The organism is Hirschia maritima DSM 19733 (assembly GCF_000378345.1).
Taxonomy (GTDB): domain Bacteria; phylum Pseudomonadota; class Alphaproteobacteria; order Caulobacterales; family Hyphomonadaceae; genus Hirschia; species Hirschia maritima.
In genome coordinates, this window is sequence record NZ_KB899545.1 from 562331 (window position 1) to 585805 (window position 23475).

The following is a 23475-nucleotide window of genomic DNA, read 5'->3' on the forward strand; positions in this document are numbered from 1 at the left end:
TTCATCTTAGTAAATGATTGGCCGTCAGGCTTTCCCAAAAGCAAATATTTGAAAATCGATTGGATAATTAAGTCGTATGGACGCGAGCGCATCTGTAAAATCTAAATCTTTGCGAGCTCTGCTGATGTCTGATGATAATAAAAGCACTCAGATTATTGAAGCTGGTTTGTTGGGCCTGGTTGATTTGGCAAAAATCGAAGGGTGGAATGAAGAAAAGTTATTAGACAGGCTCGCCCAAGAAAAATTTGATTTTCTCATGTTACACAAAGTAGAGACTAATCAAGCATTACTCCAAATGTTGAACGTGATCGCGTCAAATTCTCCTCTACCGGTTGTCTTGTTTGTAGATGCTGATGAGCAATATATGGCACGGGAAGTCGTGCGAGCAGGGGTAGCTTCCTATGTTATAGATGGGCTGTATTCTTCGAGAATAGCTCCATTAGTTTTTGTTGCTGTAGAAAGATTTCAGTTCAGTGATGCTCTGCAAAAAGAGCTCAAAAAAACTAAAGCTGATCTTGCTGATCGCAAACTTATAGAGCGTGCAAAAGGCTTTCTTATGAAAGATCGCGGATTAAGTGAAGACGAAGCCTACAATGTGATGCGGAAAATGGCGATGGCTCAAGCACGTTCAATAAGAGACATAGCATCAACGATCATTTCATTCAGTCAAATGATCCCGCGTAAGTGAGAGCGGTAGCGCATTTTTATCAATCCTGTTTTCTTTCCCAATAACAATTGTTCTGGCAACAACCTTTGGTTTATATATGCAAAAAAGCATACATAAACGAGAGAGCTCTGCGTATTATTCAATCGCCAAATCTCACAATATGACAAAATATTGAGCAGAAACTTTCTCTTTCAACAAAATGGTCAGTTTTCGTTGTAAAATTAATAAATCCAACCTTTCAATTAAATCATGGTCCAAAGGCGGGGCATGTAAACGGTGTTGCAAAGATGATAACACCCAAGGCAATCAAAGCCACTAAAAATGTTGTTAAATAACAACACCATAAAACCAACCATTCTTAAAATTAACGTAAATTCGGCGGGGAAACTAATCCGAGTTTAATACGTCCTGATTGCATCTCCCATACCGTGCAATCTGGCCGAGGGGTCTGAATATGAAATTCTCTTTCAAAAAATACTTATTAGCTTGTGTCGTCACAATGTCTGGTGTTTCCGCTTATGCGCAAGATGCTGACAGTGATTCTTCCGTAACTGAAGAAAAAGTCATGGACGCAATTGTTGTAACAGGTGCGCTTGGTAAGGCCAGATCCGTTGCAGATTCTACTGTTCCGATTGATGTGTTGTCAGGCGAAGAAATTACGGCAGTACCATTCACAGATGCCAATGATATCATCAAAACACTAGTTCCGTCTTACTCAATCTCTCGCCAACCAATTTCCGATGGTGGTACTTTTGTTCGTCCCGCTTCGCTGCGTGGTATGCCAAACGACAAGACACTTGTTCTCGTAAATGGAAAACGACGCCACAGATCACCTCTAGTTCAAATCGGTGGATCAGGTACGCAGGGACCGGATATTGCCACAATCCCAGCCGTCGCGCTGAAGAGCGTTGAAGTATTGCGAGACGGTGCTGCTGCACTTTATGGATCAGACGCCATCGCTGGAGTGCTAAATTTTCAATTAAAAGACGCACCCGATGGTGGTGTAATCACAACCGACATCGGTAAATTTTATGAAGGGGATGGCTTTCAAACGACATTTGCCGGAAATGTTGGTTTAGCACTTGGTGAGAATGGTTTCCTAAATGTTTCAGCGGAATATACCGCCGCCGATGCTACAGTACGTGCAGAGCAATATTGTGAAAGCTGGTTCTGTGTAAATCCCGATGACCCGCGTTTTAGTGAACAACGCATTCTTGATTTTGGAGCTGATCCTGAGGCTTTTGTAGCTGCCGCACAAGCAATGGGCCAAGACATTCATGGTGCTGAAGTTGTTCAACCTTGGGGACAACCGCCAATTGACGCTTTCAGAGCTTTTGCAAACTTCGGCTATGATATTGGTGATAACGCAGAGTTGTACGCTTTTGGAAATTATTCTCAATCAACATCTGATGGAAGTTTCTTTTATCGTTATCCTGGCAATGGAACAATTGAATTCCTTAGATTAGAGGATGGCTCTGAGTATAGCCCATTAGAAATTTTCCCAGGTGGTTTTACGCCACGTTTCAAAGGTGATGTGACTGATTACTCTGGTTTGGCTGGAATAAAGGGTGACCTAGGTGGTTTTACTTATGACGTTAGCGGAAGGATGGGTCACAGTGAGATTCAATATACACTGTATAATACTATTAATCCTTCATTGGGACCTGATACGCCGACATTATTCCGACCCGGTGACCTAATCAACGAAGAAATGCAATTCCAAGCGGATTTCACCAAAGACGTTGATTTCGGATTCTCTGAATCTGCAACATTTGCTTTCGGAGTCTCATATCTTGATGAAAGCTATGAAATCAAAGAAGGGAGCCCTGATTCATATGCACCTGGGCCATTTGCCGGACAAGATCCATTTGGGTTTTGTTCAGATGAATCTTTGGTTGCAGATCGTACTCCAACAACGACTGGGGCAGCTGTCATTGCGGCTGGATCGACATTAAATTGTGCTGATACTGATGATTCAGTTTATAATGTTGTAGGTGTCGGATCTAACGGGTTTCCAGGTTATTCTCCCGAGTTTTCAGATTCATATGAGCGCGATTCATATGCGGCGTATTTTGCACTAGAAATGGATCTAACTGATAAGTTCGCGTTAGATACTGCGATACGTTATGAAAACTATTCAGATTTCGATGCAGAAACTGTTTGGAAAGTCGCCGGCCGATACAGCGTAACGGAATTCTTGAACCTAAGAGGTTCGGTTGGTACAGGTTTCCGCGCTCCTACACCAGGGCAGCAGGGAACAACCAACGTTTCAACTAGGTTGCCGAATGGTTTCCCTGTCGCAACTGGTCTTTTCCCCGCTGGTGGTGCCATAGCTGGTGCCTTGGGAGCAGTTCCACTAGCACCTGAAAAATCTACTAATTACACTTTGGGTGCAACGTTTAACGCTGGAGACTTCTCTTTAACGTTAGATTTCTACAGCATTGCATTAGAAGATCGCCTGAACGCGATTTCTACTCAAGATGTTTCCGCTGATCCAACAGCGGGACAAGCATATTTGAACTTCCTTGCGTTAGAGGGTGCCGGAGTTGTTGGAGCAGAATCTATCGGAGGTGTGTTCTACTTCCAGAATGCATTTGATACTTTAACTCAAGGTGTTGATATTGTTGCAACTTATGATCTTGATTGGAGCAATGGACACTCTTCTTCATTTACTGGATCTGTGAATTACAATACCACGGAATTCGATAGCGAAGTAAACGAGTTCTTCAACGCTGAAGCTCAATTTGATTTCGAAAACGGTAGCCCAGAATGGAGAGGTGTATTTACTGCAACTCACCAGGCTGGACCGGTCGGATTTCTTGCACGCGCCAACTATTATGGCTCATACGAAAATTCAAATGGAGGCAGCACTGTCTCTGTAATCCAGGAATTTGACCCTGAGATACTAGTGGACCTGGAAGTGTCTTTTGATGTTTCCGATGACTTAACGATTGCATTGGGTGCTAGAAATGCATTCGATGAATACCCTGATGCGGGTACAATTGGGGAGACATGCTGTGGTCGCATTTATCGCTCCGATTCTGTCGTTGATTGGCAAGGAGGATACTACTATCTGAGAGGTGTCGCGACGTTCTAAATCCTAAACATTTAACACTCATCGAGAGATGGCGATGACGCCATCTCTCATATTGTTCTGAAGCAAAAAAGCATGATTATCATGCAATACGAGTTATAAAATGTGGGTAGAATTTGATCCAGTTGTCGTCGGTCAACAGGTTGCGATATTGATGATCGCAGGACTAGCTGCCGGATTCCTAGCGGGATTATTTGGTATCGGAGGCGGCTTTGTAGTGGTCCCGGCTTTATTGTTAGTGTTTGGATATTTTGGCGTTGATCCAGAAGTTTTGACACATATTGCAATCGGGACTTCTCTAGCAACTATTATCGTAACATCAGCAAGGTCCGTACATGCGCATCACAAAAGAGGTGCTGTTGATTTTAAGATCATTCGAGAATGGACACCATGGTTGGTGGTAGGAGTTCTTATAGGTCTATTGTTGGCCAAAATAATGGATGGTCGATCATTGAAGTGGATATTCTCTATTGGGGTTTTCCTCATGGGAATTCACTTTATCAGACCTTTAATTTCCTCAACAAAGCATAATTACAAGCATATGCCACAAGGTGTTCCTTTAGCGCTTATAGCAACATTTTTGGGCGCTTTTTCAGCACTTCTTGGTATTGGTGGTGGAACGATTGCGGTTCTTGTGATGACCATTTGTGGCCGATCAGTTCATCAATCAGTGGCAACCGCGGCTGGGTTTGGAGTTGTTATTGCCGTTCCAGGTGCACTAGGTTTTGTGCTTCTTGGTTTAGGAAATGAGACGCTTCCTTTTGGATCCTTTGGTTACATCAACCTTCTTGCAGTTGTGGCTCTAACTGCAATGTCCTTCATCACTGCACCTTTAGGGGCGAAAGCTGCCCATTCAATGAATGGTCCTGCACTAAAGCGTGTGTTCGGAATATATCTCGTCGCGACTTCGATTGTTGTGTTCTTTAACGCAATTTATTCACCCAACAAAATGCCAGATGAAGTCACAATGGCTTCATCTGAAACTTTCACCTCAGCAAAAGGGGGGCTCTAATGGCCTTTGATATTTCAAGACGATTCATGCTAACGGGCGCAGTAGGAACTGGCTTTGCCACAGCAGCCTGCGCAACTAACGGTGCATCTACCGTGGCAGAGGAAGCTGCGTTTCCCCCTGAGGCGGTATCCTTTGACCCTTACTTATTGGGCCCCAAAAAAGGAGTGGCGTTACTCTCTAGAAATGAAAACCCTTATGGGCCTTCTAAGTCAGCTCTTAAAATGATTGAGTACGCAGCAAAAAAGGGAGCCTATTACGCTTCAAGAGAAGCCGTGACGACATTAATGTCGATGATCGCCGAACGCAATGGCGTCGAGCCGGAGCAGGTTGTCATAACGACCGGCTCAGGTGAGGCCCTCTCTGCTATAGCATTAATCTATGGTCCTAAAGGTCCAATAGTAGCTCCAAGATTATTTTGGGACACTACAGCTTTATATGCAGCCAAGTTGGGAATGGCCACTATCGAGCGGATACCACTAACTGCTGAGATGGAAATAGATTTGGCGGGTATTGAAGCGAAGGTGTCTGATAAAACAGGGTTAGTTCAGTTATGTAACCCAAACAATCCTACAGGCGTCGTCACACCGGGGGAAACGATTAGAGCGTCTGTAAAACGTATGGCTGCAAAAACAACAGTACTTGTGGATGAAGCCTACATCGAATTGGCAGATGATCCAGAAGGAACGAGTTGTATTAGTCTTCTCAAAGAAGGACATGATGTCATTATATCTCGTACGTTCTCCAAAATATATGGAATGGCTGGTATACGTGTTGGTTATACAATCTCTAGTGCAGAAACTGCTGAAAAAATCCGCAATACTGCAATGTCCTGGAGCCCCGGAACTTCCTATGCGGGTGCCATAGGCGCTTATAATGATTTTGCCTTTTTGGAGTATTCCAAAAATAAAGTTGTGGAAGGGCGTGAAATGGTTTTGGAAACCTTAAATGTGCTTGGTTTAACCGCATTACCTTCAGGAACGAATTTTGTTTATTTCAAATCAGGAAAAGAAGCGAATGTCGTTCAAAAAGCTATGATGGACAAAAACATTTCTGTTCGTGGCCAATACATGGATTATAGTGAATGGACCCGTGTTTCCATGGGAAAAATCGAAGATGTAGCCCGCTTCTGTAAAGCATTACCAGAAGTTTTAGGTGCCTAACGCCAATCCTATCAAAAACCTTGTTTACACGTTATTTTAATAGCGATTAAACAAGGTTTTTATGTTAAATTTTTCTGGTTTTAGAGTTTGCATTGGTCAGGTATTGCGCCGAATTTAGCGGCTTCCAGTACACGTTAAATTTCAGTGCTATTTATAGATTCCCCGTTCGTTTAACCGAAGAACTCCAGCAATATAAAGAAGATGTATTGTACAACACTTCAGCGTTTTAGACACGATGGGCGTTCATTAATAGATCATGGTATTTGTTTTGGACAATTTAAACACTACTCTAAAAAGCGGATAAGCCATATAAGAGAAAGTAATTTCTCAGCGCACCATCACCTATCAACAAGATCCTGGAGGAGAGGAAGGGATTCGAACCCTCGATACGATCTCTCGCATACTCCCTTAGCAGGGGAGCGCCTTCAGCCACTCGGCCACCTCTCCATAATCAGGAACAATGTCCTAGCTGGTTTTGCTAGGTTCCCGCAAGTATCAAAATCAATAAAAATAAAGATTTTGAAAAATATTATTCCAATAGGGTTAACTTAGTAATCATAAACTTCGATATTGGTGAGCTTAATCGTATATGCTGCTTCCGCAAGATCAGTGTATTCGCTTTTTGTGTACACATATCCTTCAATCCATACCGCTTGTGCCAAGTCTTGCAATTTGATGGCCTTATCGGTCGTAACATACAACGTTTGATTTGGCGGAGGTGGGGGCGCGTGCAAACACGCTCCATAGTAAGGAACCAGTAAAAATTCCTTTATTTTTGCATTTTTGCCAAACTCAAAGGGTACCGTGTATCCTGGTATTCTGATCTTATGGCCATCGAGCGCATCAACAGTATTGTGAGATCCAAACTGCATCGCCACATCTCCGGCACTTCCTTCTGCGATGCTAAAAAGTGACTGCATTTGCGCCTGAATCTGAGCGGCGGTTCTTTCTGCTTCGCCTGGCGGTAGCAGATCTTCCCAACCCAATTCAAAAAGTTCATTTTTATCTTCAGGCAAAACATAAGTTAGCGGGTCAATTTCAGTTTGCACTGAACCATCATCTGCCGCCACGGGCTCCGCAAAGGAAGATTGTCCCAAACAGAAAAGAGCGGAGAGAACCGCCGTGTATGTCTTGTAAACGCTCATAAACAAACCTTGCAAATATACTCAAAGCATTCTTAAAGAGCGAATATGGCATGATTCAGACTTTAATAGTCAAACCATCTGCTAAAGAATTCTTAGTCGCTCTAAAAGCAGGCCAAAAAGCCATAAATGCTGTTAGCACTACGACAACTACAATGACAATCAATTCGAACAGGCCTGGTTGCAATCCAGATAAGTTCAATCCTAATTGAGCATTTATCAAAGGCGCTACAAATAGTAACAAGCCTTGAATAAATCCTACACCAAGAACGCTTCCACAGAGAGCTAACAACGCAGCTTCCGAAATTATGAGAGCGAATATATCCGATGGCCTTGCACCAATTGAGCGTAATATAGCCATTTCGCGGCGACGCTCTTTCAAGCTTGTGAAGATGGTAATCAAAATGGTTGAAATACCCACGATTACAACGAATGCCGAAGTGGCTAGCAATGCCTTTTCTGCCGATCCCACTATGCTCCATAGTGAAGAAAGCGTCATACCTGGAATGATAGAGAGTAAGGCTTCATTTTCGTAAGTGTTCACCTCTCGATTAAAACGAAGAACCGCAGGTCTTGATGTCAAACCGATGAGAGCGGCATTTATTGTATTGGGCTCCAGATGTTGATGATCATGGTCATCATGAATGTCCGCTTCATGATGATGCGCATCTTCGTGTGAAGCATCATTGCTATGATCATCGGAATGCACTGCTTCATCATTGTGGTTGTGATGATCATGTTGGTCATTTTGCGCCTCATGATTATCGTGACCTTCATGGTTGTGAGCATCGTGATCATGAGTTTCATGATCGTGAGATGGGTGATGGTCATGAGCATCGTTATGATCGTGCTGTTTGTGCTCCATCTCTTCTGAATGCGCATGAAGATCATTATGATCATCACGGTTTACGTGATCATGATTGCCATTAGACTTAGCGGGGGCAGGCGCATGCATAGCTTCCATACCTTCAAGACTGATGTGGATAGTCTGATCAACGGGAGTGCCAGTCGGTTTGAGAATACCTACAACCTCAAAAGGATGATCATCATGATTTTGGAACGAAACTTCACCAATCCCATGAGACAATATGATTTTATGCCCAAGTGGATAACCTAGGTTTTGAGCTACATCGGATCCCAAAACGACTTCTAATTCGTGAGGGTTAAAAACGCCTCCCGCCGCCAATTCCAGTGGTTGCTTTTGCCCGTATTTATAATGTTCAAAATACGAAGTTTCGGTTCCTAGAACCTTGTACCCTCTATGGCTATCACCAAGTGCGATTGGGATAGCCCATGCCACATCTGGTCGAGCTTGTATGGCCTCAAACGATTCCCATGACATGGGACTGGTTGCATCGCCTATACGGAACACCGAAAATAGCAAAAGATTTATCGGGCCGGTTCGTGCTCCTACAATTGCATCCACACCAGATATAGTATTTTCAAAGCTAGAGCGCGCGGAATGTCTTGTTTTTTCTACACCAACGAATAGTGCGACACTCAACGCAACCGCTAAAACGGTAAGAAAAGCAGTTGTTTTTCGAGCTAGAATACTCTTCCAAGCTAAATTGGGAATTGCGCCTTTTATCATTGGTTCAATCCCTCAGTGGCTAAATTAATGTTGTCTATGTCAATTGTAAAATCAAATTCGCTTGCAAGAGTTTCATCATGACTGACAAATAGCAAAGTCGTTTCGCTAGTACTGGCAGATTGGGACAGTAATTCAATAAAGCTATTTCGATTTTTTGTATCTAGCGCTGAGGTTGGTTCGTCGGCGATTATAATCGATGGTGAACCAATGAGTGCTCTTGCGGCCGCGACACGTTGCTGCTGACCAACGGACAAATCAGATACCTTCCGTTCCCAAAACAGCTTTGGGTCTAAACCAAGTTTATTCAAAAGTTCTTTGGCTTCTGCCTCAACACTTCCATGGTTTTTGTGACAATTGGATTTTCTAACCTTTGAAAAACGGCAGGGTAAACTGACATTTTCTTCTATCGATAAAAAAGGTAACAAATTGAACATCTGAAAGATGATGCCCATATGCTCAGATCGAAATTGATCTCTTTTAGCTGAACTGAGCGACGAAACTTCTAAATCAAAAACTTTGAGATAACCGCTATCTGGTGTGAGGATACCCGCGATCAAACCTAAGAGAGTAGACTTTCCACTCCCACTTTCACCTTTTAAGAAAGTTCTAGCGTTCCTTTGTATATTCAATTCATTAATTGACAGGATAGGGTGATGCTTCTTCCACCCAAATTTCAAAGATGAGATTTCGATTGCCGTATCACTAAGGCTCATTGGATGTAACTCGTTAGAAACTGCATAAAGATTAGATCTGTGAAGATCGATATGAAAGATTGCCCTTTTAATCTTGCGTTACTATATAACGATTTACAACGGGCTTTCAGCAACTTTCTGATGTTCGGCGACTTTAATTGTTACAAAAATCATAAAGCGGGCGGCATTTCACATGGATGATCTAATCCATACAATAGAACATTCATTTCACTTACCTGCATCTATTGTTCTCGCCACTTTAGCGGGGATTTTCTCTTTTATGGGGATTGTTCTCGCGGTCCTCAACACCGGTTTAGCAAAACGTTATGGTCATTTCGCTGCGATAGTTGCTGGGCTGCTTTTAAGTATCATTGCCATTATACACCTAATTCCGGAATCTTTGCATTTTGGCGGTATCGGCGGCGGTCTTTTAGTTTTAGGCCTAATGACCGGTTGGTTTCTCGACAAAGTGGGCAGCGTCACTCAAAATCAATCTGCAAACGTCTCTCTCACTCCCTTGATAGCGATAGGACTGCATTCTTTCTTGGATGGCATGACATATGTTGCCTCTATGGGGCATAGCCATGAAGCCGGCTTGTTTACAGGTTTTGGGTTGATACTTCATGAAATACCCGAGGGAGTTATCACTTATATCCTGTGCTTGTTACTTATTGGACCCAGTTTTAGAGCGGCCGTAGTAGCAATTTTAATTGCGTCACTAACAACACCATTGGGTGCGGTCATAGCGCAATCTTTGAAAAAACTACTCGATGATTCATTTATAGCAATTGCTTTTCCAATCACCGCAGGTCTCGTCAGCTGGGCCGGTATCAGGCTTTTGTCAGAAAATGTGTCATTCAAGAAAAAGAAAACAGAATAAGTTAAACCTCCATTGTTAGTGCGTTGATAATTCCTACAACCAAAGCATCTTTTTGCCTTTCAAGTTCAGGTAGTTCACCATACGGAATTAACAATGGATGGGTTTTGGCGATTGGGTCCTTAACTGTTCCTAACTTCCACCCATTTTCTTTTTTTTCATTCATCCACTGCACGTGTTGATCTGAAGCTGATGCTTTTGGGTTTTCAATTCTGAATTTCGCCCCAGCAATGGATGCATCTTTCATCCAACGCGGCGCTTTATTCCAGTGCGGAGACGTTGGTTGATCATGGGCAGCTTGAAAGGCTCTAATTGCCTCATGCATGACGCGTGCAATTACGAGAACTTCTTGTTTTGAAATTGAAGTCATCACCAAGTCCTAACCATCAAGACCTTTACGCTAATTCGATTCAATGAAATTCTAAACATGCGATGTGTGAGTACCGTTTGAATAATACCCAAAATAGGAAGCATGATGACAATATTGCGGTTTATACTTCGAAGATTTGAGTACTTTGCTTTGCAACACTCCGCGATCATCTATTGGTTTTGCCTATCACTTTTCGCAAGTACGGCTTTTCTGTCTGGAATGCTCGGTTGGTGGAATTGGGAATTGGATAACGCAAATGCCACTTTCGCATCGAGACCCTCTGAAAATCAAAATTGGCAAGCAATACTTGAGACGGTTCAGTTAAGCATAAAAGCAATATTTGCTTCAGATATTTATGTAACCACCGCACTCAAAGATATGCCGCTATCTCTACAAATCGCCCGTATTTCTGGCGCGTTAGCCTTTGTCCTTTTGATAGGTCGTATTTTTATATTTGCAGTTGGTGGTAAGGCATCTAGAATTTTTCTTTGGGCTAGATCCAATCACGATGTAATCTTAGGTGAACATCAAATTGCACTAGAATATGCAAATTCAGCAAATTTACCTACAACAGGTATTCACACTTCCGCAAAAAACAAAAACTCAATTACGAGAACTGAAAACTTGAGCGATGATCTGACAAGGGCGGGTGCAAATCGCGCTAACAGACTTGTTGTAGCTCTGGAAACAGATGTCGAAACATGGTCAGAAGCTCAACAAGTTGCCAAGCTTTACCCTAAAAAAGAGGTACTTGCGCACATCAATGATCCATGGCTGCTAGAGCGTGTTGATAAGGCAAGTCCTGCCACAAGACTAAAACCTTTTTCGTTTGTTTCAGGTGTCGCCCGCAGTGTAATGCTGGCTCACCCCCCATATCTTTTAGCTCGCGCGAATAATTATGATGTTCAGCATATAGTCGTCATTGGATTTGGCTTTTTGGGGCAGGCTTTGGTGAGGGAGTTTTTGATAACTTCAGTCTCTAACAACCCGCACAAAATGGCAGTTACAATAATTGACCCGAATGCCAGAAAACGAGCTGCTTCGTTCAAGGCTCGTCATCCTGGTATTGAGGAATATGTAGACTTTTCATTTCTTGCGGCGGATTTAACACTTAAATCTCCCAAAACAGAAGAGTTTCTCATTCAACGATGTAGAACAATACCCCCATGCGCAATCTATGTCGCTTTGAACGACGGTGAACACCCATTGCTAACCGCCGTTGCAATCAAAGATCGAGCTGAAAGAGAAAACTGGTTTAGCGCTCCAATCTTTGTCAATTCACTTGATGGTTCAGGCCTGCGTGAAGTCCGACAGGGTGTAGGGTTGATAGGACAACCAAAGCAGAAAGCATCCAGTTATGCGCTAACAAACTTGATAGACGATCTAAGCCTAATACCGTATGGATCATGGCAAGATGGTATGGATGGGACAGCATTGAAGACCCCAGACTTTGACGCAATCCCGAGGCTCTTCCACCAAACTTATCTTCAGACGATGAGCAGTACCAAGAATATCAAGGATATTTCATATGATTGGGATTATCTGGAGGAAGAGTTACGTGTCGCAAATAGGAGATTGGCAGCCCATATACGCGCAACGCTCGATGCCGCCGGATTCGATCTAAATAGATGGCTAGAAAATGGAAATGACGGGCTGTCTCACAATTGTTTTATGCTTCCACAAGGCACACACGTCATTGATCTTGATAATGAGAAAGAAGTTGAAGATTTGGCAAGACTACAGCATCGCAGATGGATGTTTGATAGACTTCTCAATGGTTGGAGGTATGGCCCCAAGCGTGACAATCGCGCTCGAATTCATGATTGCTTGAAAGAGTATGATGAATTGGATGAAAATACTAAAGAACACGATAGAGCGATGGTTCGCCAAATCGCTAAAATAATAGAAAACTCAAATTAAGGGATAGGTTCACGCCACCCGCCGCAGTTTAGGTCGCTTCTTTGGTGGGGCAGGTTTGTTCCCAGAACCATCGTCGTTCGGAGTAATATCAGTTTCGTTCATTGGAGATCGAGCTGAAACACCAAATGTTTCCAACGCGTTTATAGCCGCTTCAAGGTCTGCTAGAGCAATTCTCCAGACCGGCAAGCCTTCTATTTCTTCGTCAGGGTCTTCACCCAAAAAAGCGCAATATCTTCGCGCCAGAACTTCATAGGACTTCATTTTCATCCCCCAATGGATATGAATTTATGAAGACAGAATGACTCGAGGTAGTTTTCGTAATCTTAACAACGTGAATTGAATTTCACTCAGGAAGCCACAAAAAGCAGTGAATCTGATCAAAACCTGCAATAATGATCAACTTTTATTGCAACCTGAAGATCTATTGTTTTGGAATAGGTCGCCCATAATAGTCTCGCTCCACTGGCTCCCTGGAAGCGCCTAAATCACTTTCAATTTCTGCTTCCACACCTGTTTGAACCGTTTCAGAGGCATCCACGCCATTAGCAACATCAGGACTTGAAGACATTCTATTTACGCCTCCGCGTTCTTCTTTCACTTCCGACATCAGATCATTGAGCCCAAGCTCTTTTGCGGTGAATGCTACAAGTCCGCCAGACTTACATAACATTTCAACTATGTTCTGACGGGTTTGAAGTTCGATCATACGCATCACAGATTCACGAACAACAGGATCTCTATTCGCAAGGGTGTCCGCCAATTTATCGATATGCTGTTGATCGATCCAAATGGGACCGATAGGGCGGCCATCCGGCCCAGCTTGAGCTGCTTGAGCCTCAGCCATGGTGTCTATTTCTTTAAACGAAAAATTGGCTTCATAAATTTTGATACCTAAGGGCATGCCATTTAGCATGCTATCGCCTTTAGATTCATCCTCAATCTCACGAAGAGCTTGTGTAACGGCTTGCTCGATACGCGTCTGTTGTCCGCGAATGTCTTCATCGTTACAACTCGTAATTTCGTTGTCGAATAGGTTTTCAATACGATTGGCGAAAGTGGCCCCAAAATTCTCAAGCTGGCTTGAAATGTGGATACGTTCAATATCGAGACGAAATACAACATTAGCTGTAATTTCGAGCTGGTGTCGATCCAGCGTCATACTTCTAAATGGTTTTGGTGTACACGTATTCACAGTAAGAGAAATTCGACCTGTACGCCGGTTTACAAGTGCGCGTGTAAAAAACTCACCTGTTTGTGCTTTTCTGGCAGGATAGGTAATGTCGGGAGCATCCTTATCTCTAAGGACGGACATTTTTGGATCCCAAAGAGTAGCTGGCTCTCTTAGCGCACCAACAATCTCTCCTTGAGACTGGACAACAAATGTATGATTTGGATTTGCATCAAATGTACGAGCAGCACGATAGAGCAACACACCAAGCAACACTAACAAAAGCAATGCACATATAGAGACAAGGATCGTCATGACCATGATGTGAGGTCCTACCTAACAAACTTACTAAAAACTTAATATCCCACGGTACAACCGCTATCGAAGAGACACAATCTCTTTCGTGTGTTAGCCGAGAATTATAGCAGTTTGATACTCCTAATTGGGGTTTTCTGCGTCATATGTGTACAACCAGTCCTGTCTAGAGTGCACAAATTGAGGTGCTATCGATGCAGCAAACTTTATCGGAGCATAGTTAATCAACCGGGACATCGGCGTTCCATGATGGAAAAGACGCATGTTGGATCTAGCCCCCAGTTGAACTTTACTGGTTCTGTGTTTTCTATTTTTCTCAAACACAGTTAGAGCATTGTCCAAAGGCTCTTTCATCAGACAGCTAGATAACATTTCTGCATCCTCAATCGCCATTACAGCACCTTGCGCAAGAAATGGGAGCATTGGGTGAGCAGCATCACCCAAAACTACGCGACGACCAATGGACCATTTTTTTAATGGATTTCGATCATGCAATGCCCACTTAAAACAATGAGTTACGTTTTTAAGTACCGACCGAATAGGGACACAAAATTCTGCAAATTCACCCACTAACTCATCTGGAGCACCTTCTTCAGTCCAGCTCTCTTTCTTCCAGTTTTTTTGCTCAATTATACCTACAAAATTGATGAGCTCACCATTACGTAGGTAGTATGTGACCGCATGCTTTTTATTCCCTGTCCAAACCGTGGCAGTTGGCGGGATTAATCCTTCTGAAACAGAAGAAGATGGGATTACAGCGCGCCATGCTACATTTCCAGTAAAGCGAGGATTATCTAATCCAAGGATGTCTTCCCGTACTTTTGAATGAATTCCATCTGCACCGACAACAATATCGCCGTCGCTGCTATCACCATTTTCAAAGTGTAACGTAACTTTACTATCGCACTCATCTATCGAGACAAGTTTGTGATTTGTGTAAAGGTAGCAATTTCCTAGATGCTTAACAGCTTCCAGTAATACAGCCAATAAATCTGCACGATGAATATGGAGATAGGGGGCTCCGTATTTTGAATCTGCATCTGATATAGGAATAGAGAAAACGCTGGAGCCATTGTTCCCGATTCTCATGTCCAAAGATTGAGGATGGAAGGAATATTTTTCTAAGCTATTTTCCAATCCCAAGCGATGCAGAATACGCGTACCATTAGGGCTTAACTGAATTCCAGCACCAACCTCTGAGAACTCGGATGCTTGTTCAAAGAGGTGAACCTCCATACCTTGGCGAGCACAACACAGAGCTGTTGTCAGACCGCCAATTCCTCCGCCAACAACCATCACTTTCACAAGAACTCTCCTCCATCAACAACTTGGAAGATAATAGGACGCCTTGCAAAAGTAATGGTCAATATGACAATTAGTGTGAAGCACCCCTATAGGTCTATAACCTCAACACGCCATGCTAAGTTCTCACCGATACCTTGGGTTTGAAGCGCACATGCAATTTTTCCAGAGACATCAGCGCCAAGTTGCTTTCTTACCGCATCGATTAACTCTACGTCACTCATATCTCCAGCTAAAGGAAGTGCTTCCACTCCCCAAAACAGCGACATATGGCCGAATTTAGTTTTATCTTGAGTATGTGCAATTAGGCGCGTTTTGAGCCTTGCTCGTGAAAAACGAGAGACAACTGAAAAGTGAGCTGTTGAAACAAAGATTGCTGTACAGTCATTTTTTTCAGCCAGGTCTTGAACAGCATCAGCAATAAAGTCTGCGTCTGTCGGGTTGTTGTTCTTTCCGGGCGCAAAACTGCCTGAAGATTTTGCGTACTCTCTGTCGCCTTCAACCGTTTTTACAATCCTATCCATGATTGCAACCGCAGTAGCTGGGTGTCGACCAACAGCAGTTTCAGATGACAGCATAATGGCATCCGTCCCCTGATAAATTGCTGTAGCAACATCTGAGGCTTCAGCACGTGTAGGGGAGGCAGATTCAACCATAGATTCTAGCATGTGAGTTGCAACAATAACAGGCTTACCCGCCGCTCTGGAAGCTCTCACTATGCGCCTTTGAAGGATAGGAACCATTTCAGGTGGATACTCTACACCTAGGTCACCACGCGCAACCATAATCCCATCAGAACCGTCAACAATATCATCTAGATTATCGATAGCTGCAGGTTTCTCAACTTTCGCTACAAGACGCCCGCGTCCATTCATGAGGGTGCGAGCTTCTTCTAAATCTTTTCTGGTTTGAACAAAAGACAAAGCAATAAAATCTGCTCCCATTCCGCAAGCAAATTCAAGATCTTCTTTATCTTTTGCAGTCAAAGCGGGCACAGGTAGAGCTTTACCCAATAGAGTAAACCCCTTCTTATCGCTGATTTTACAAGGAATATCAGCTTTAACAAAAGGCGTATCACCGGTTCTCGTGACAGTAAGAACAATTTTACCGTCATCTACCAAAACCTGATCCCCAACTTCCATGACTTTGAGAATCTCAGGGTGAGGAACAGGGATCACATCAGTTTCATCAGAAGTCTTTCCAGGAACGAGCTTAACCTCTTCATCCATGCTCAGGCGAATGTAACCATCAGGAAAACTTCCGACGCGAATTTTTGGCCCTTGCATATCTGCAAGAACCCCTAAAGGACGACCAACTTTTTCTTGAGCCAGCCGTACAGAGTCGTAATTGCGTTTATGTCCTTCATGATCTCCATGAGAGAAATTTAAACGAAAGATATCAACGCCAGTTTCGGCTAATAGCCGAATTGTATCTGGTGCTGAACTTCCAGGTCCAAGAGTAGCAACTATTTTAGCGCGGCGGCTGTTTGGGGAGGAGAAACGGCTCATGGGGGATGTCCTGAACTAATTGTTTTTTGCTATATTCAGCGCTTCTTTGGCAGTGGCCTCTATTCCAGCCCAATCACCATCGTTGAGAGCGGCATCATTCACAAGCCAACCACCACCGACAGCAACAACATTAGGAATGGACAGATAAGTCATCATGTTACTTGGACTTACACCACCAGTCGGCATAACCCTCAGATTTTGAAGAGGTGCAACTAACGCTTTTAAAGCACTGGCACCGCCGATTTTCTCAGCAGGAAAGAACTTAACTACTTCAAAACCTTCTTCCATACGTTGCAGCGCTTCACTCGCTGTTGCAATGCCCGGAAAAGACGGCACACCCGAATCTAGTAGAGCTTTTGCCAGGTTTGGAGTGCAACCAGGAGAAACAGAAAACTCAGAGCCAGCTTTTAAAGTCGCCTCAAGATCAGATGGCGTAAGAATTGTACCAGCACCAACTACAAGTTCGGGCTGGGCAGCTTTCATTTCACCGATTACTTCCAACGCTGAATCTGTACGAAGTGTGACTTCAACAAATTTGATCCCGCCCTTATACAAGGCCTGAGCGAGAGGGGCAGCGTGCTCAACATTAGATACCGTCAACACTGGAACCACAGGCGCAGCGTTTAGTGCTTCCAGAGTTGGTTTCATATCACATGTCATAACTTTAAACGTCCGTTCTAAAATGCGGCGGCACCTATGAGCGGGGCCTCAGCACTTGTAATTAAATGTATTGGGACGTTCACCATATATGATGACATCGGCCCACGATCGTAGAAGCGGGATAAGGCTTCAGGCGAAGAGATAAAATCGGACAACGCAGTGGTCACACCACCTGCAGCAACGACTCCACCTTTTGCACCAAATGCCAATACAGCATCTCCATAGGCAGTCATTACGGCGTTTGCACGAATCCTGCAAACTGCATCGCAAACTTTATCACCAGTTTTCGCTAAATCATGAACCTGTTGAGGGGATAATTTTTGCGAACTTACCCCAAATACCTCAAACATTACCTCAAGTAAGGTCTCAAAACCGACACCTGCGCTCACAATTTCTACAGAAACGTAAGATAATCTTTTAAATAGGTTTTTATACACTTCAGCTTCTAAAGCAGTGGTCGGGGCAAATGCTTGATGCCCACCTTCGCCTCTAATGACCCGCCATTTGTTATCTGCTTCGGGAAGAAGTGCTGCTTGTCCGAATCCTGTACCGGGACCAGCGACAATAATAGGGCTCTCCTTACATGCTGATCCTTCCGCCAAATTGGTTAGACCACTTCCTAAACTCAACTCAGGCACAGACCTTGCCATTGCAGCAAAATCATTGAGAAGAAGCACCTCAGCTATATCAAATTGTTGAGCGATTTGATCGCCATCCACCTTCCAACAAGAGTGATTTGTCAGGGTGACTGTGTTTCCTTTCATAGGGCCCGCTAAAGCAAAAACACCTCGTTGGGGTTTTACATCAATAGTCTTTAAAAAGACGGCTAATGCATCTGAAAAAGTTTCATGATTGACGTTTGGAGATTTCCAAAACTCTTCAATTTCTACAGAACCACCATATCGTTTGGGATCTTTGGCGATAGCAAAACGTACATTGGTCCCACCAACATCACCCACAACAACGTATTCAGTCACACTGTTACTCATATTCTCTAGATATCCATCAATCCGAAAATGCCACCACCTTTTTCTGCCTCTTCAGCAGATTTTCGGAAGACAGAAAACATTTCTCGTCCTAGACCAATCCCCGGATCATCATTTCTTGCTGCGCGCGGACGATTGATAAATTCTTCTGGTTCAACAATTAGCTCACCAGCATTCGCATCCAGTGTTATCAAATCCCCATCTTGAATACTCGCTATGGGACCACCTGCGAGTGCTTCGGGACCCATGTGAATCACAGCGGGGAACTTACCTGATGCACCTGACATTCGTCCGTCCGTGATAAGCGCGACTTTAAATCCTTTGTCTTGCAATAAACCAAGAATAGGTGAGAGGCCGTGCAGCTCAGGCATCCCATTCGCACGTGGTCCTTGAAACCGCACAACTATCACAACATCGCGATCTAATTTACCATTATTGAAAGCTGTTTTTACGTCTTGTTGCGATGAAAACACAGCTGCAGGCGCTGAAACTTTACGATTTTCGTCTTTCACCGCTGAAATTTTGATCATTCCGCGACCAATTGGGCTATCAATCAGCTTTAAACCACCATCTTTGGCTATTGGATTGTCTACAGAACGGAGAATATCTTCTTCAAGGCTTACATCCGGTGCTTGTTTCCAAGTGAGAGTTTCACCTTCCATTGTGGGCTCTTCTGCGTATCTTTCTAAGCCGCCTTCACCTGCTACTGTAGTCACATCATTGTGCACCAAACCACCGGCCAGCAATTCTTGAATTACAAACCCCATTCCACCAGCTGCATGAAAATGGTTCACATCGGAAGGTCCATTAGGATAAATACGACATAGAAGAGGGGTGACGTCAGCGATATCTTGGAAGTCTGACCAATCAACTAGTATACCCGCCGCGCGAGCTATAGCCGGAATGTGGAGCGCATTATTAGTTGATCCACCCGTCGCCATCAGTCCTACGATTGAATTGACGATGGAGCGCTCATCTACAACCTTATAAATTGGTGTATAGGCGTCTTCACCCTTCATGTGCGTGAGTGATACAACTTGCTGAGTGGCAGCTTGCGTTAAAGAGGTTCGTAAATCCGTATTTGGTGGAATGAAAGCTGCACCGGGAAGGTGAAGTCCCATCATTTCCATCATCATTTGATTCGAATTTGCGGTTCCATAAAACGTGCATGTACCAGCAGAATGATAGCTTTCACTTTCTGCTTTCAGTAGTGCATCACGGCCGACTTCACCAGCTGCGTATTGTTGTCGGATTCGCTGTTTTTCTGGGTTTGGCAGCCCCGAAGGCATTGGACCAGCAGGAATAAAAATCCCAGGTAACCAACCAAATCGAATTGCCGCAATCATTAGCCCCGGTACGATTTTATCACAAATACCAAGATAGAGAGCCGCATCGAAGGTGGAGTGGCTAAGCGCGACTGCAGAACTCATCGCAATTGTATCACGAGAAAATAGGGATAGCTCCATCCCATCCTGTCCTTGTGTGACACCATCACACATAGCAGGAACTCCACCAGCTACTTGAGCAGTGGCACCTACTTGCCTAGCGGCAGACCGAATAATGTCAGGATATTTTTCATATGGTTGGTGCGCTGACAGCATATCATTATAAGCCGTCACAATACCAATGTTGGGCCAATCAGCTCCCAACATGGCAGTTTTATCATGGATGGGGCATGCCGCTGCAGCGTGAGCCAAATTTCCATCCGTCAATCGAGACCGCGCAGATTTGTCGGGTGTCTGGCTTTGCATGAGTTTTAGATAAGCAGAGCGCGATTTTTCAGAGCGCATGATTATTCGCTCTGTGACCTCTGCAATTGTTTTATTCAGGCTGGCAATTGTCATGGGGGTTATCCAATTTCGGGGTCAATACTATTCGGCAGAATCGAGACGCTTCCAATATCTGTCATCTTTGGCCAACAACACGTCAGCGGAAGAGGGACCGTCGCTTCCGGCGGGGTAACTCTCTATGGGGCGTTCGTCTTTTGCCCAAGCTGCAAGAAGAGAATCCGCCCATTTCCATGCTGTTTCAACTTCATCGCGACGCATAAACAATGATAGGTTTCCGCGTACTACATCCATGAGAAGACGCTCATAGGCATCAGGGTATCTTACCATAAAATTATCAGCCCAAGATAGGTTGAGTGGTAAGGATTTCAATCTAAGTCCACCAGGACCAGGTTCTTTGATTTGCAAAAATAAATGTACACCCTCATCTGGCTGCAATCTTATAATCAATTTATTCGGTGAACCACCAGCCTGCGGACCGAAGATGGAATGTGGAGCAGGTTTAAATCGAATAACGATTTCAGATTGACGCGACTGCAATCTTTTTCCCGTTCTCAAATAGAAAGGTACACCTTGCCAGCGCCAATTTTGAATCTCCGTTTTTAGGGCAACATAAGTCTCTGTTCGGCTATCTTTTTTCTCTTCAGGAAGTTCTTCCTTATAGCCTTTAACCGTTGCTCCATCAATTGTACCTGCGCGGTATTGAGCACGAACAGTGTGTTCCTTGGCAGTCTCGACATCAAACTTCTTCAAAGCTCTTAGAACTTTTATCTTTTCAGTGCGCACATCATCTGCATCTAAAGAATTCGGCGGTTCCATAGCCGTCAAACAGAGCAATTGTAGAAGATGGTTTTGTACCATATCCCTCAAAGCACCTGAATTGTCATAATAATCAGCACGACTTTCTAAACCAACTGATTCAGCGACCGTGATTTGAACATTATCTACTGTGTTTCTGTTCCACAAAGGCTCAAACAACATGTTGGCAAACCGCAGAACTAGCAGGTTTTGAACTGTTTCTTTCCCAAGGTAGTGATCGATGCGGAAGATTTGTTCTTCATCAAAGACCTTCCCAACACCTTCATTTATTTCTTTTGCTGTTTCGAGATTGCGACCGATAGGTTTTTCAAGAACCACTCTAGAAGAAGGTGTAACTAAACCTTTGTCGCCTAAGTTTTTACAAAGAGGCGTATACAGGCGCGGGGCCATAGCTAAATAAAATACTCGCGCACGATCATCGTTAGCTACGCTTTTTTTCAAATCCGCCCAATTAGATTTTGAGTCTGTTGCATCTATCTGAACGTACTGAAGTAATTTAGCAAAATTGTTGAACTTGGTATCGTCAAGTTTCCCTTGCTGAGCATCAAGGCAGGCTTGTCTCGCAAAAGCGATAAACTCGTCGCGCGTCCATTCACTTCGAGCAGTCCCAACAATATTCGATGTCTCAGGTATTTGGTTATCTTTAAAACGGTGAAAAAGGGCAGGTATTAACTTTCGTTTCGAAAGGTCGCCAGTACCGCCAAAAATAACGATATCGAACGGGTCTACTGGAATGAACTCTGCCATCAAATTTCTCACTCTTTATTCCGTAAGTCGGATGTATTTTGGTGGTCTTATACGCATTTTTTATACGAACGAAACCCTTAAACAGCCAAATTCGACCAAAAATGATCGCGCTATCATTTTGATGGTATACATTCAAAAATATAAAAAGTACAGTCCTGCCAATTTTGGAACTTAAATCTTGAATCAACGATTCAAAAGCACTTCCAATCAAAAAAATACCATACGCCGAAAGCCATAATGAAATTAAAAAGACATTTTGATCAAGAATTCTACACTTATGTAAAAAAAGGGCGCATTCTAATCGAACACGCCCCTTTGTAAGTCAGTAGATGTAGGATTAAACCTTAAAAGTTTCTGCTAATTCCTCAATGAAACTGGCGAGTTTTCTATCCCGCTCGCTAAGTCCAGATGCATCATGAGTAGTCAACGTTATTTTCACTTTATTGTATACATTGAACCATTCAGGGTGATGATCTTGCTTTTCAGCAACGATAGCAATTGCCGACATAAAACTCCACGCTTCAACAAAGTTGCTTAATGCAAAGCTTGCATTAATTGCACTTCTATCATCAGACAGCTTCCACCGCGGAAAATCTTGAAGAAGTTTATTTGTTTCTTCTTCAGTTAGTTTCTGAACAGCCATTGGATCACACTGCCTTCACTGTTTGCTCAATCGAGCCAAAAATTGAATTACCATCGTCATCTTTCATATCAATTTTGACGATATCACCTGGCTTCATGAAGCTCGTAGAAGCCGCTCCATCTGCAATCGTTTCAATCATGCGTATTTCGGCAATACAGGAATACCCAAGACCACCTTCTTCGATCTTGCGCCCCGGACCTCCATTGTCATCTTTGTTAGATACTGTTCCTGAACCAATTACTGTTCCAGCACACAACGGACGTGTTTTTGCAGCGTGTGCAACAAGCTGTGCGAGATTGAATGTTGCTTCTTTTTGAGCCCAAGCACGTCCGAATGGTTTTCCATTGTAATCAACTTCCAACTGACGGTGGACTAGAGAATTTTGCCAGAAATCACCTAACTCTTCAGGCGTGAGCGCAATAGGGGAGAATGCGCTCGGCGGCTTTGACTGAAAAAAACCAAACCCTTTTGCAAGTTCCGCTGGGATCAATCCACGTAGAGATACATCGTTACACAGCATCACTAATTTAATGTGTTTCGCTGCTTCTTTATCAGTAACTCCCATCGGAACATCATCAGTGACAACTGCTATTTCCCCCTCCATGTCACACCCCCATTTGACGTCTCCCAATGGAATGTCGTCTTTGGGTGACAAGAAGGAATCAGATCCACCTTGATACATCAAAGGGTCAGAATAAAAGCTTTTTGGAACTTCTGAGTTTCTGGCTCTTCGCACAAGCTCAACATGATTGATATATGCAGAACCATCAGCCCACTGGTAAGCTCGAGGAAGAGGACTCTCACATTGACTCTGATCAAATACGTGAAGTTCAACCTCACTTTCTTCAACCTTGTCAGAAAGGTTTTGCAAAGTCTCTTCAACATCAGACCAATTGTCTAGCGCCACTTGTAAAGTAGGCGCTATCCGCCCCGCATCAGCATAATGTGACAGAGCTTTATTCACGACAACAAGTCTACCATCACGCGTGTTATTTTTTAATGTAGCTAGTTTCAT

20 protein-coding genes and 1 tRNA gene are annotated in these 23475 nt (G+C 43.6%); 6 read left to right on the forward strand and 15 right to left on the reverse strand.

Annotated elements, in window-relative coordinates; all coding sequences use genetic code 11:
- The first annotated feature begins 124 nt into the window (after positions 1-124).
- From F551_RS16505 to F551_RS0108030, 4 genes are all read left to right on the forward strand, one after another.
- Positions 125-688, forward strand: a complete 564-nt coding sequence (locus F551_RS16505; protein ID WP_169334128.1) for an ANTAR domain-containing response regulator — start codon at positions 125-127, stop codon at positions 686-688.
- Between the two features lie 433 nt (positions 689-1121).
- Positions 1122-3764 (forward strand): TonB-dependent receptor plug domain-containing protein, encoded by a 2643-nt coding sequence (locus F551_RS0108020; protein WP_018996985.1) that lies wholly within the window; start codon positions 1122-1124, stop codon positions 3762-3764.
- 100 nt (positions 3765-3864) lie between these two features.
- Complete coding sequence (locus F551_RS0108025) at positions 3865-4773, forward strand: sulfite exporter TauE/SafE family protein (RefSeq protein WP_018996986.1); 909 nt, start codon at positions 3865-3867, stop codon at positions 4771-4773.
- Positions 4773-5933 carry a pyridoxal phosphate-dependent aminotransferase gene (locus F551_RS0108030; RefSeq protein WP_018996987.1) on the forward strand — a complete coding sequence of 387 codons (1161 nt, stop codon included), beginning with the start codon at positions 4773-4775 and terminating at the stop codon, positions 5931-5933. The genes F551_RS0108025 and F551_RS0108030 overlap by 1 nt, the downstream gene beginning before the upstream one ends.
- A gap of 357 nt (positions 5934-6290) precedes the next feature.
- Here the strand turns inward: F551_RS0108030 and F551_RS0108035 are convergent.
- The 4 genes from F551_RS0108035 to F551_RS0108050 all read right to left on the reverse strand — a co-directional run bounded on the left by F551_RS0108035 (position 6291) and on the right by F551_RS0108050 (position 9379).
- Positions 6291-6380, reverse strand: a tRNA-Ser gene (locus F551_RS0108035).
- A 101-nt stretch (positions 6381-6481) separates the two neighbouring features.
- Positions 6482-7078, reverse strand: coding sequence for a DUF3299 domain-containing protein (locus tag F551_RS0108040; RefSeq protein WP_018996988.1), 597 nt, complete (start codon positions 7076-7078; stop codon positions 6482-6484).
- A gap of 55 nt (positions 7079-7133) precedes the next feature.
- Positions 7134-8666 carry an ABC transporter permease gene (locus tag F551_RS0108045; RefSeq protein WP_018996989.1) on the reverse strand — a complete coding sequence of 511 codons (1533 nt, stop codon included), beginning with the start codon at positions 8664-8666 and terminating at the stop codon, positions 7134-7136.
- On the reverse strand, positions 8663-9379 hold the full coding sequence (locus F551_RS0108050) for an ABC transporter ATP-binding protein (RefSeq protein ID WP_018996990.1): 717 nt from the start codon (positions 9377-9379) through the stop codon (positions 8663-8665). The genes F551_RS0108045 and F551_RS0108050 overlap by 4 nt, the downstream gene beginning before the upstream one ends.
- Positions 9380-9551: 172 nt before the next feature.
- Between F551_RS0108050 and F551_RS0108055 the strand changes: the two genes are divergently transcribed.
- On the forward strand, positions 9552-10238 hold the full coding sequence (locus F551_RS0108055) for a ZIP family metal transporter (protein ID WP_018996991.1): 687 nt from the start codon (positions 9552-9554) through the stop codon (positions 10236-10238).
- 1 nt (position 10239) lies between these two features.
- Here the strand turns inward: F551_RS0108055 and F551_RS0108060 are convergent, their stop codons facing one another.
- Positions 10240-10605 carry a RyR domain-containing protein gene (locus F551_RS0108060; RefSeq protein ID WP_018996992.1) on the reverse strand — a complete coding sequence of 122 codons (366 nt, stop codon included), beginning with the start codon at positions 10603-10605 and terminating at the stop codon, positions 10240-10242.
- Between the two features lie 243 nt (positions 10606-10848).
- On the opposite strand from F551_RS0108060, the gene F551_RS0108065 reads away from it, so the two are divergent.
- Positions 10849-12525 carry a RyR domain-containing protein gene (locus tag F551_RS0108065; RefSeq protein ID WP_233355224.1) on the forward strand — a complete coding sequence of 559 codons (1677 nt, stop codon included), beginning with the start codon at positions 10849-10851 and terminating at the stop codon, positions 12523-12525.
- Positions 12526-12534: 9 nt separating this feature from the next.
- On the opposite strand, the gene F551_RS0108070 is transcribed toward F551_RS0108065, so the two are convergent.
- The 10 genes from F551_RS0108070 to F551_RS0108115 form a co-directional block, all read right to left on the reverse strand.
- Positions 12535-12786, reverse strand: coding sequence for a hypothetical protein (locus F551_RS0108070; RefSeq protein ID WP_018996994.1), 252 nt, complete (start codon positions 12784-12786; stop codon positions 12535-12537).
- Between the two features lie 160 nt (positions 12787-12946).
- Positions 12947-14014, reverse strand: a complete 1068-nt coding sequence (locus F551_RS0108075; protein ID WP_018996995.1) for a hypothetical protein — start codon at positions 14012-14014, stop codon at positions 12947-12949.
- 117 nt (positions 14015-14131) lie between these two features.
- Complete coding sequence (locus tag F551_RS0108080) at positions 14132-15304, reverse strand: FAD-dependent monooxygenase (protein WP_018996996.1); 1173 nt, start codon at positions 15302-15304, stop codon at positions 14132-14134.
- A gap of 95 nt (positions 15305-15399) precedes the next feature.
- Complete coding sequence (gene pyk / locus F551_RS0108085; RefSeq protein WP_018996997.1) at positions 15400-16818, reverse strand: pyruvate kinase; 1419 nt, start codon at positions 16816-16818, stop codon at positions 15400-15402.
- A gap of 15 nt (positions 16819-16833) precedes the next feature.
- Entirely contained in the window at positions 16834-17466 is a 633-nt protein-coding gene (gene eda / locus F551_RS0108090; RefSeq protein ID WP_018996998.1) for a bifunctional 4-hydroxy-2-oxoglutarate aldolase/2-dehydro-3-deoxy-phosphogluconate aldolase, read from the reverse strand.
- 29 nt (positions 17467-17495) lie between these two features.
- Positions 17496-18467, reverse strand: coding sequence for a glucokinase (locus F551_RS0108095; RefSeq protein ID WP_018996999.1), 972 nt, complete (start codon positions 18465-18467; stop codon positions 17496-17498).
- Positions 18468-18472: 5 nt separating this feature from the next.
- The gene (gene edd, locus F551_RS0108100) at positions 18473-20308 is read right to left on the reverse strand and encodes a phosphogluconate dehydratase (protein WP_018997000.1); all 1836 of its coding nucleotides are present in this window, start codon (positions 20306-20308) and stop codon (positions 18473-18475) included.
- A gap of 27 nt (positions 20309-20335) precedes the next feature.
- On the reverse strand, positions 20336-21817 hold the full coding sequence (zwf, locus tag F551_RS0108105) for a glucose-6-phosphate dehydrogenase (RefSeq protein WP_018997001.1): 1482 nt from the start codon (positions 21815-21817) through the stop codon (positions 20336-20338).
- A 337-nt stretch (positions 21818-22154) separates the two neighbouring features.
- Positions 22155-22460, reverse strand: a complete 306-nt coding sequence (locus tag F551_RS0108110; RefSeq protein ID WP_018997003.1) for a 4a-hydroxytetrahydrobiopterin dehydratase — start codon at positions 22458-22460, stop codon at positions 22155-22157.
- A gap of 4 nt (positions 22461-22464) precedes the next feature.
- Complete coding sequence (locus F551_RS0108115) at positions 22465-23475, reverse strand: fumarylacetoacetate hydrolase family protein (RefSeq protein WP_018997004.1); 1011 nt, start codon at positions 23473-23475, stop codon at positions 22465-22467.

Bases quoted from the DNA above. Each gene is read 5' to 3' on its own strand.
- F551_RS16505 (WP_169334128.1), top strand. From the start codon at position 125: ATGTCTGATGATAATAAAAGCACTCAGATTATTGAAGCTGGTTTGTTG.
- F551_RS0108020 (WP_018996985.1), top strand. From the start codon at position 1,122: ATGAAATTCTCTTTCAAAAAATACTTATTAGCTTGTGTCGTCACAATG.
- F551_RS0108025 (WP_018996986.1), top strand. From the start codon at position 3,865: ATGTGGGTAGAATTTGATCCAGTTGTCGTCGGTCAACAGGTTGCGATA.
- F551_RS0108030 (WP_018996987.1), top strand. From the start codon at position 4,773: ATGGCCTTTGATATTTCAAGACGATTCATGCTAACGGGCGCAGTAGGA.
- F551_RS0108040 (WP_018996988.1), bottom strand. From the start codon at position 7,078: ATGAGCGTTTACAAGACATACACGGCGGTTCTCTCCGCTCTTTTCTGT.
- F551_RS0108045 (WP_018996989.1), bottom strand. From the start codon at position 8,666: ATGATAAAAGGCGCAATTCCCAATTTAGCTTGGAAGAGTATTCTAGCT.
- F551_RS0108050 (WP_018996990.1), bottom strand. From the start codon at position 9,379: ATGAGCCTTAGTGATACGGCAATCGAAATCTCATCTTTGAAATTTGGG.
- F551_RS0108055 (WP_018996991.1), top strand. From the start codon at position 9,552: ATGGATGATCTAATCCATACAATAGAACATTCATTTCACTTACCTGCA.
- F551_RS0108060 (WP_018996992.1), bottom strand. From the start codon at position 10,605: ATGACTTCAATTTCAAAACAAGAAGTTCTCGTAATTGCACGCGTCATG.
- F551_RS0108070 (WP_018996994.1), bottom strand. From the start codon at position 12,786: ATGAAGTCCTATGAAGTTCTGGCGCGAAGATATTGCGCTTTTTTGGGT.
- F551_RS0108075 (WP_018996995.1), bottom strand. From the start codon at position 14,014: ATGGTCATGACGATCCTTGTCTCTATATGTGCATTGCTTTTGTTAGTG.
- F551_RS0108080 (WP_018996996.1), bottom strand. From the start codon at position 15,304: ATGGTTGTTGGCGGAGGAATTGGCGGTCTGACAACAGCTCTGTGTTGT.
- pyk (WP_018996997.1), bottom strand. From the start codon at position 16,818: ATGAGCCGTTTCTCCTCCCCAAACAGCCGCCGCGCTAAAATAGTTGCT.
- eda (WP_018996998.1), bottom strand. From the start codon at position 17,466: ATGAAACCAACTCTGGAAGCACTAAACGCTGCGCCTGTGGTTCCAGTG.
- F551_RS0108095 (WP_018996999.1), bottom strand. From the start codon at position 18,467: ATGAGTAACAGTGTGACTGAATACGTTGTTGTGGGTGATGTTGGTGGG.
- edd (WP_018997000.1), bottom strand. From the start codon at position 20,308: ATGACAATTGCCAGCCTGAATAAAACAATTGCAGAGGTCACAGAGCGA.
- zwf (WP_018997001.1), bottom strand. From the start codon at position 21,817: ATGGCAGAGTTCATTCCAGTAGACCCGTTCGATATCGTTATTTTTGGC.
- F551_RS0108110 (WP_018997003.1), bottom strand. From the start codon at position 22,460: ATGGCTGTTCAGAAACTAACTGAAGAAGAAACAAATAAACTTCTTCAA.
- F551_RS0108115 (WP_018997004.1), bottom strand. From the start codon at position 23,475: ATGAAACTAGCTACATTAAAAAATAACACGCGTGATGGTAGACTTGTT.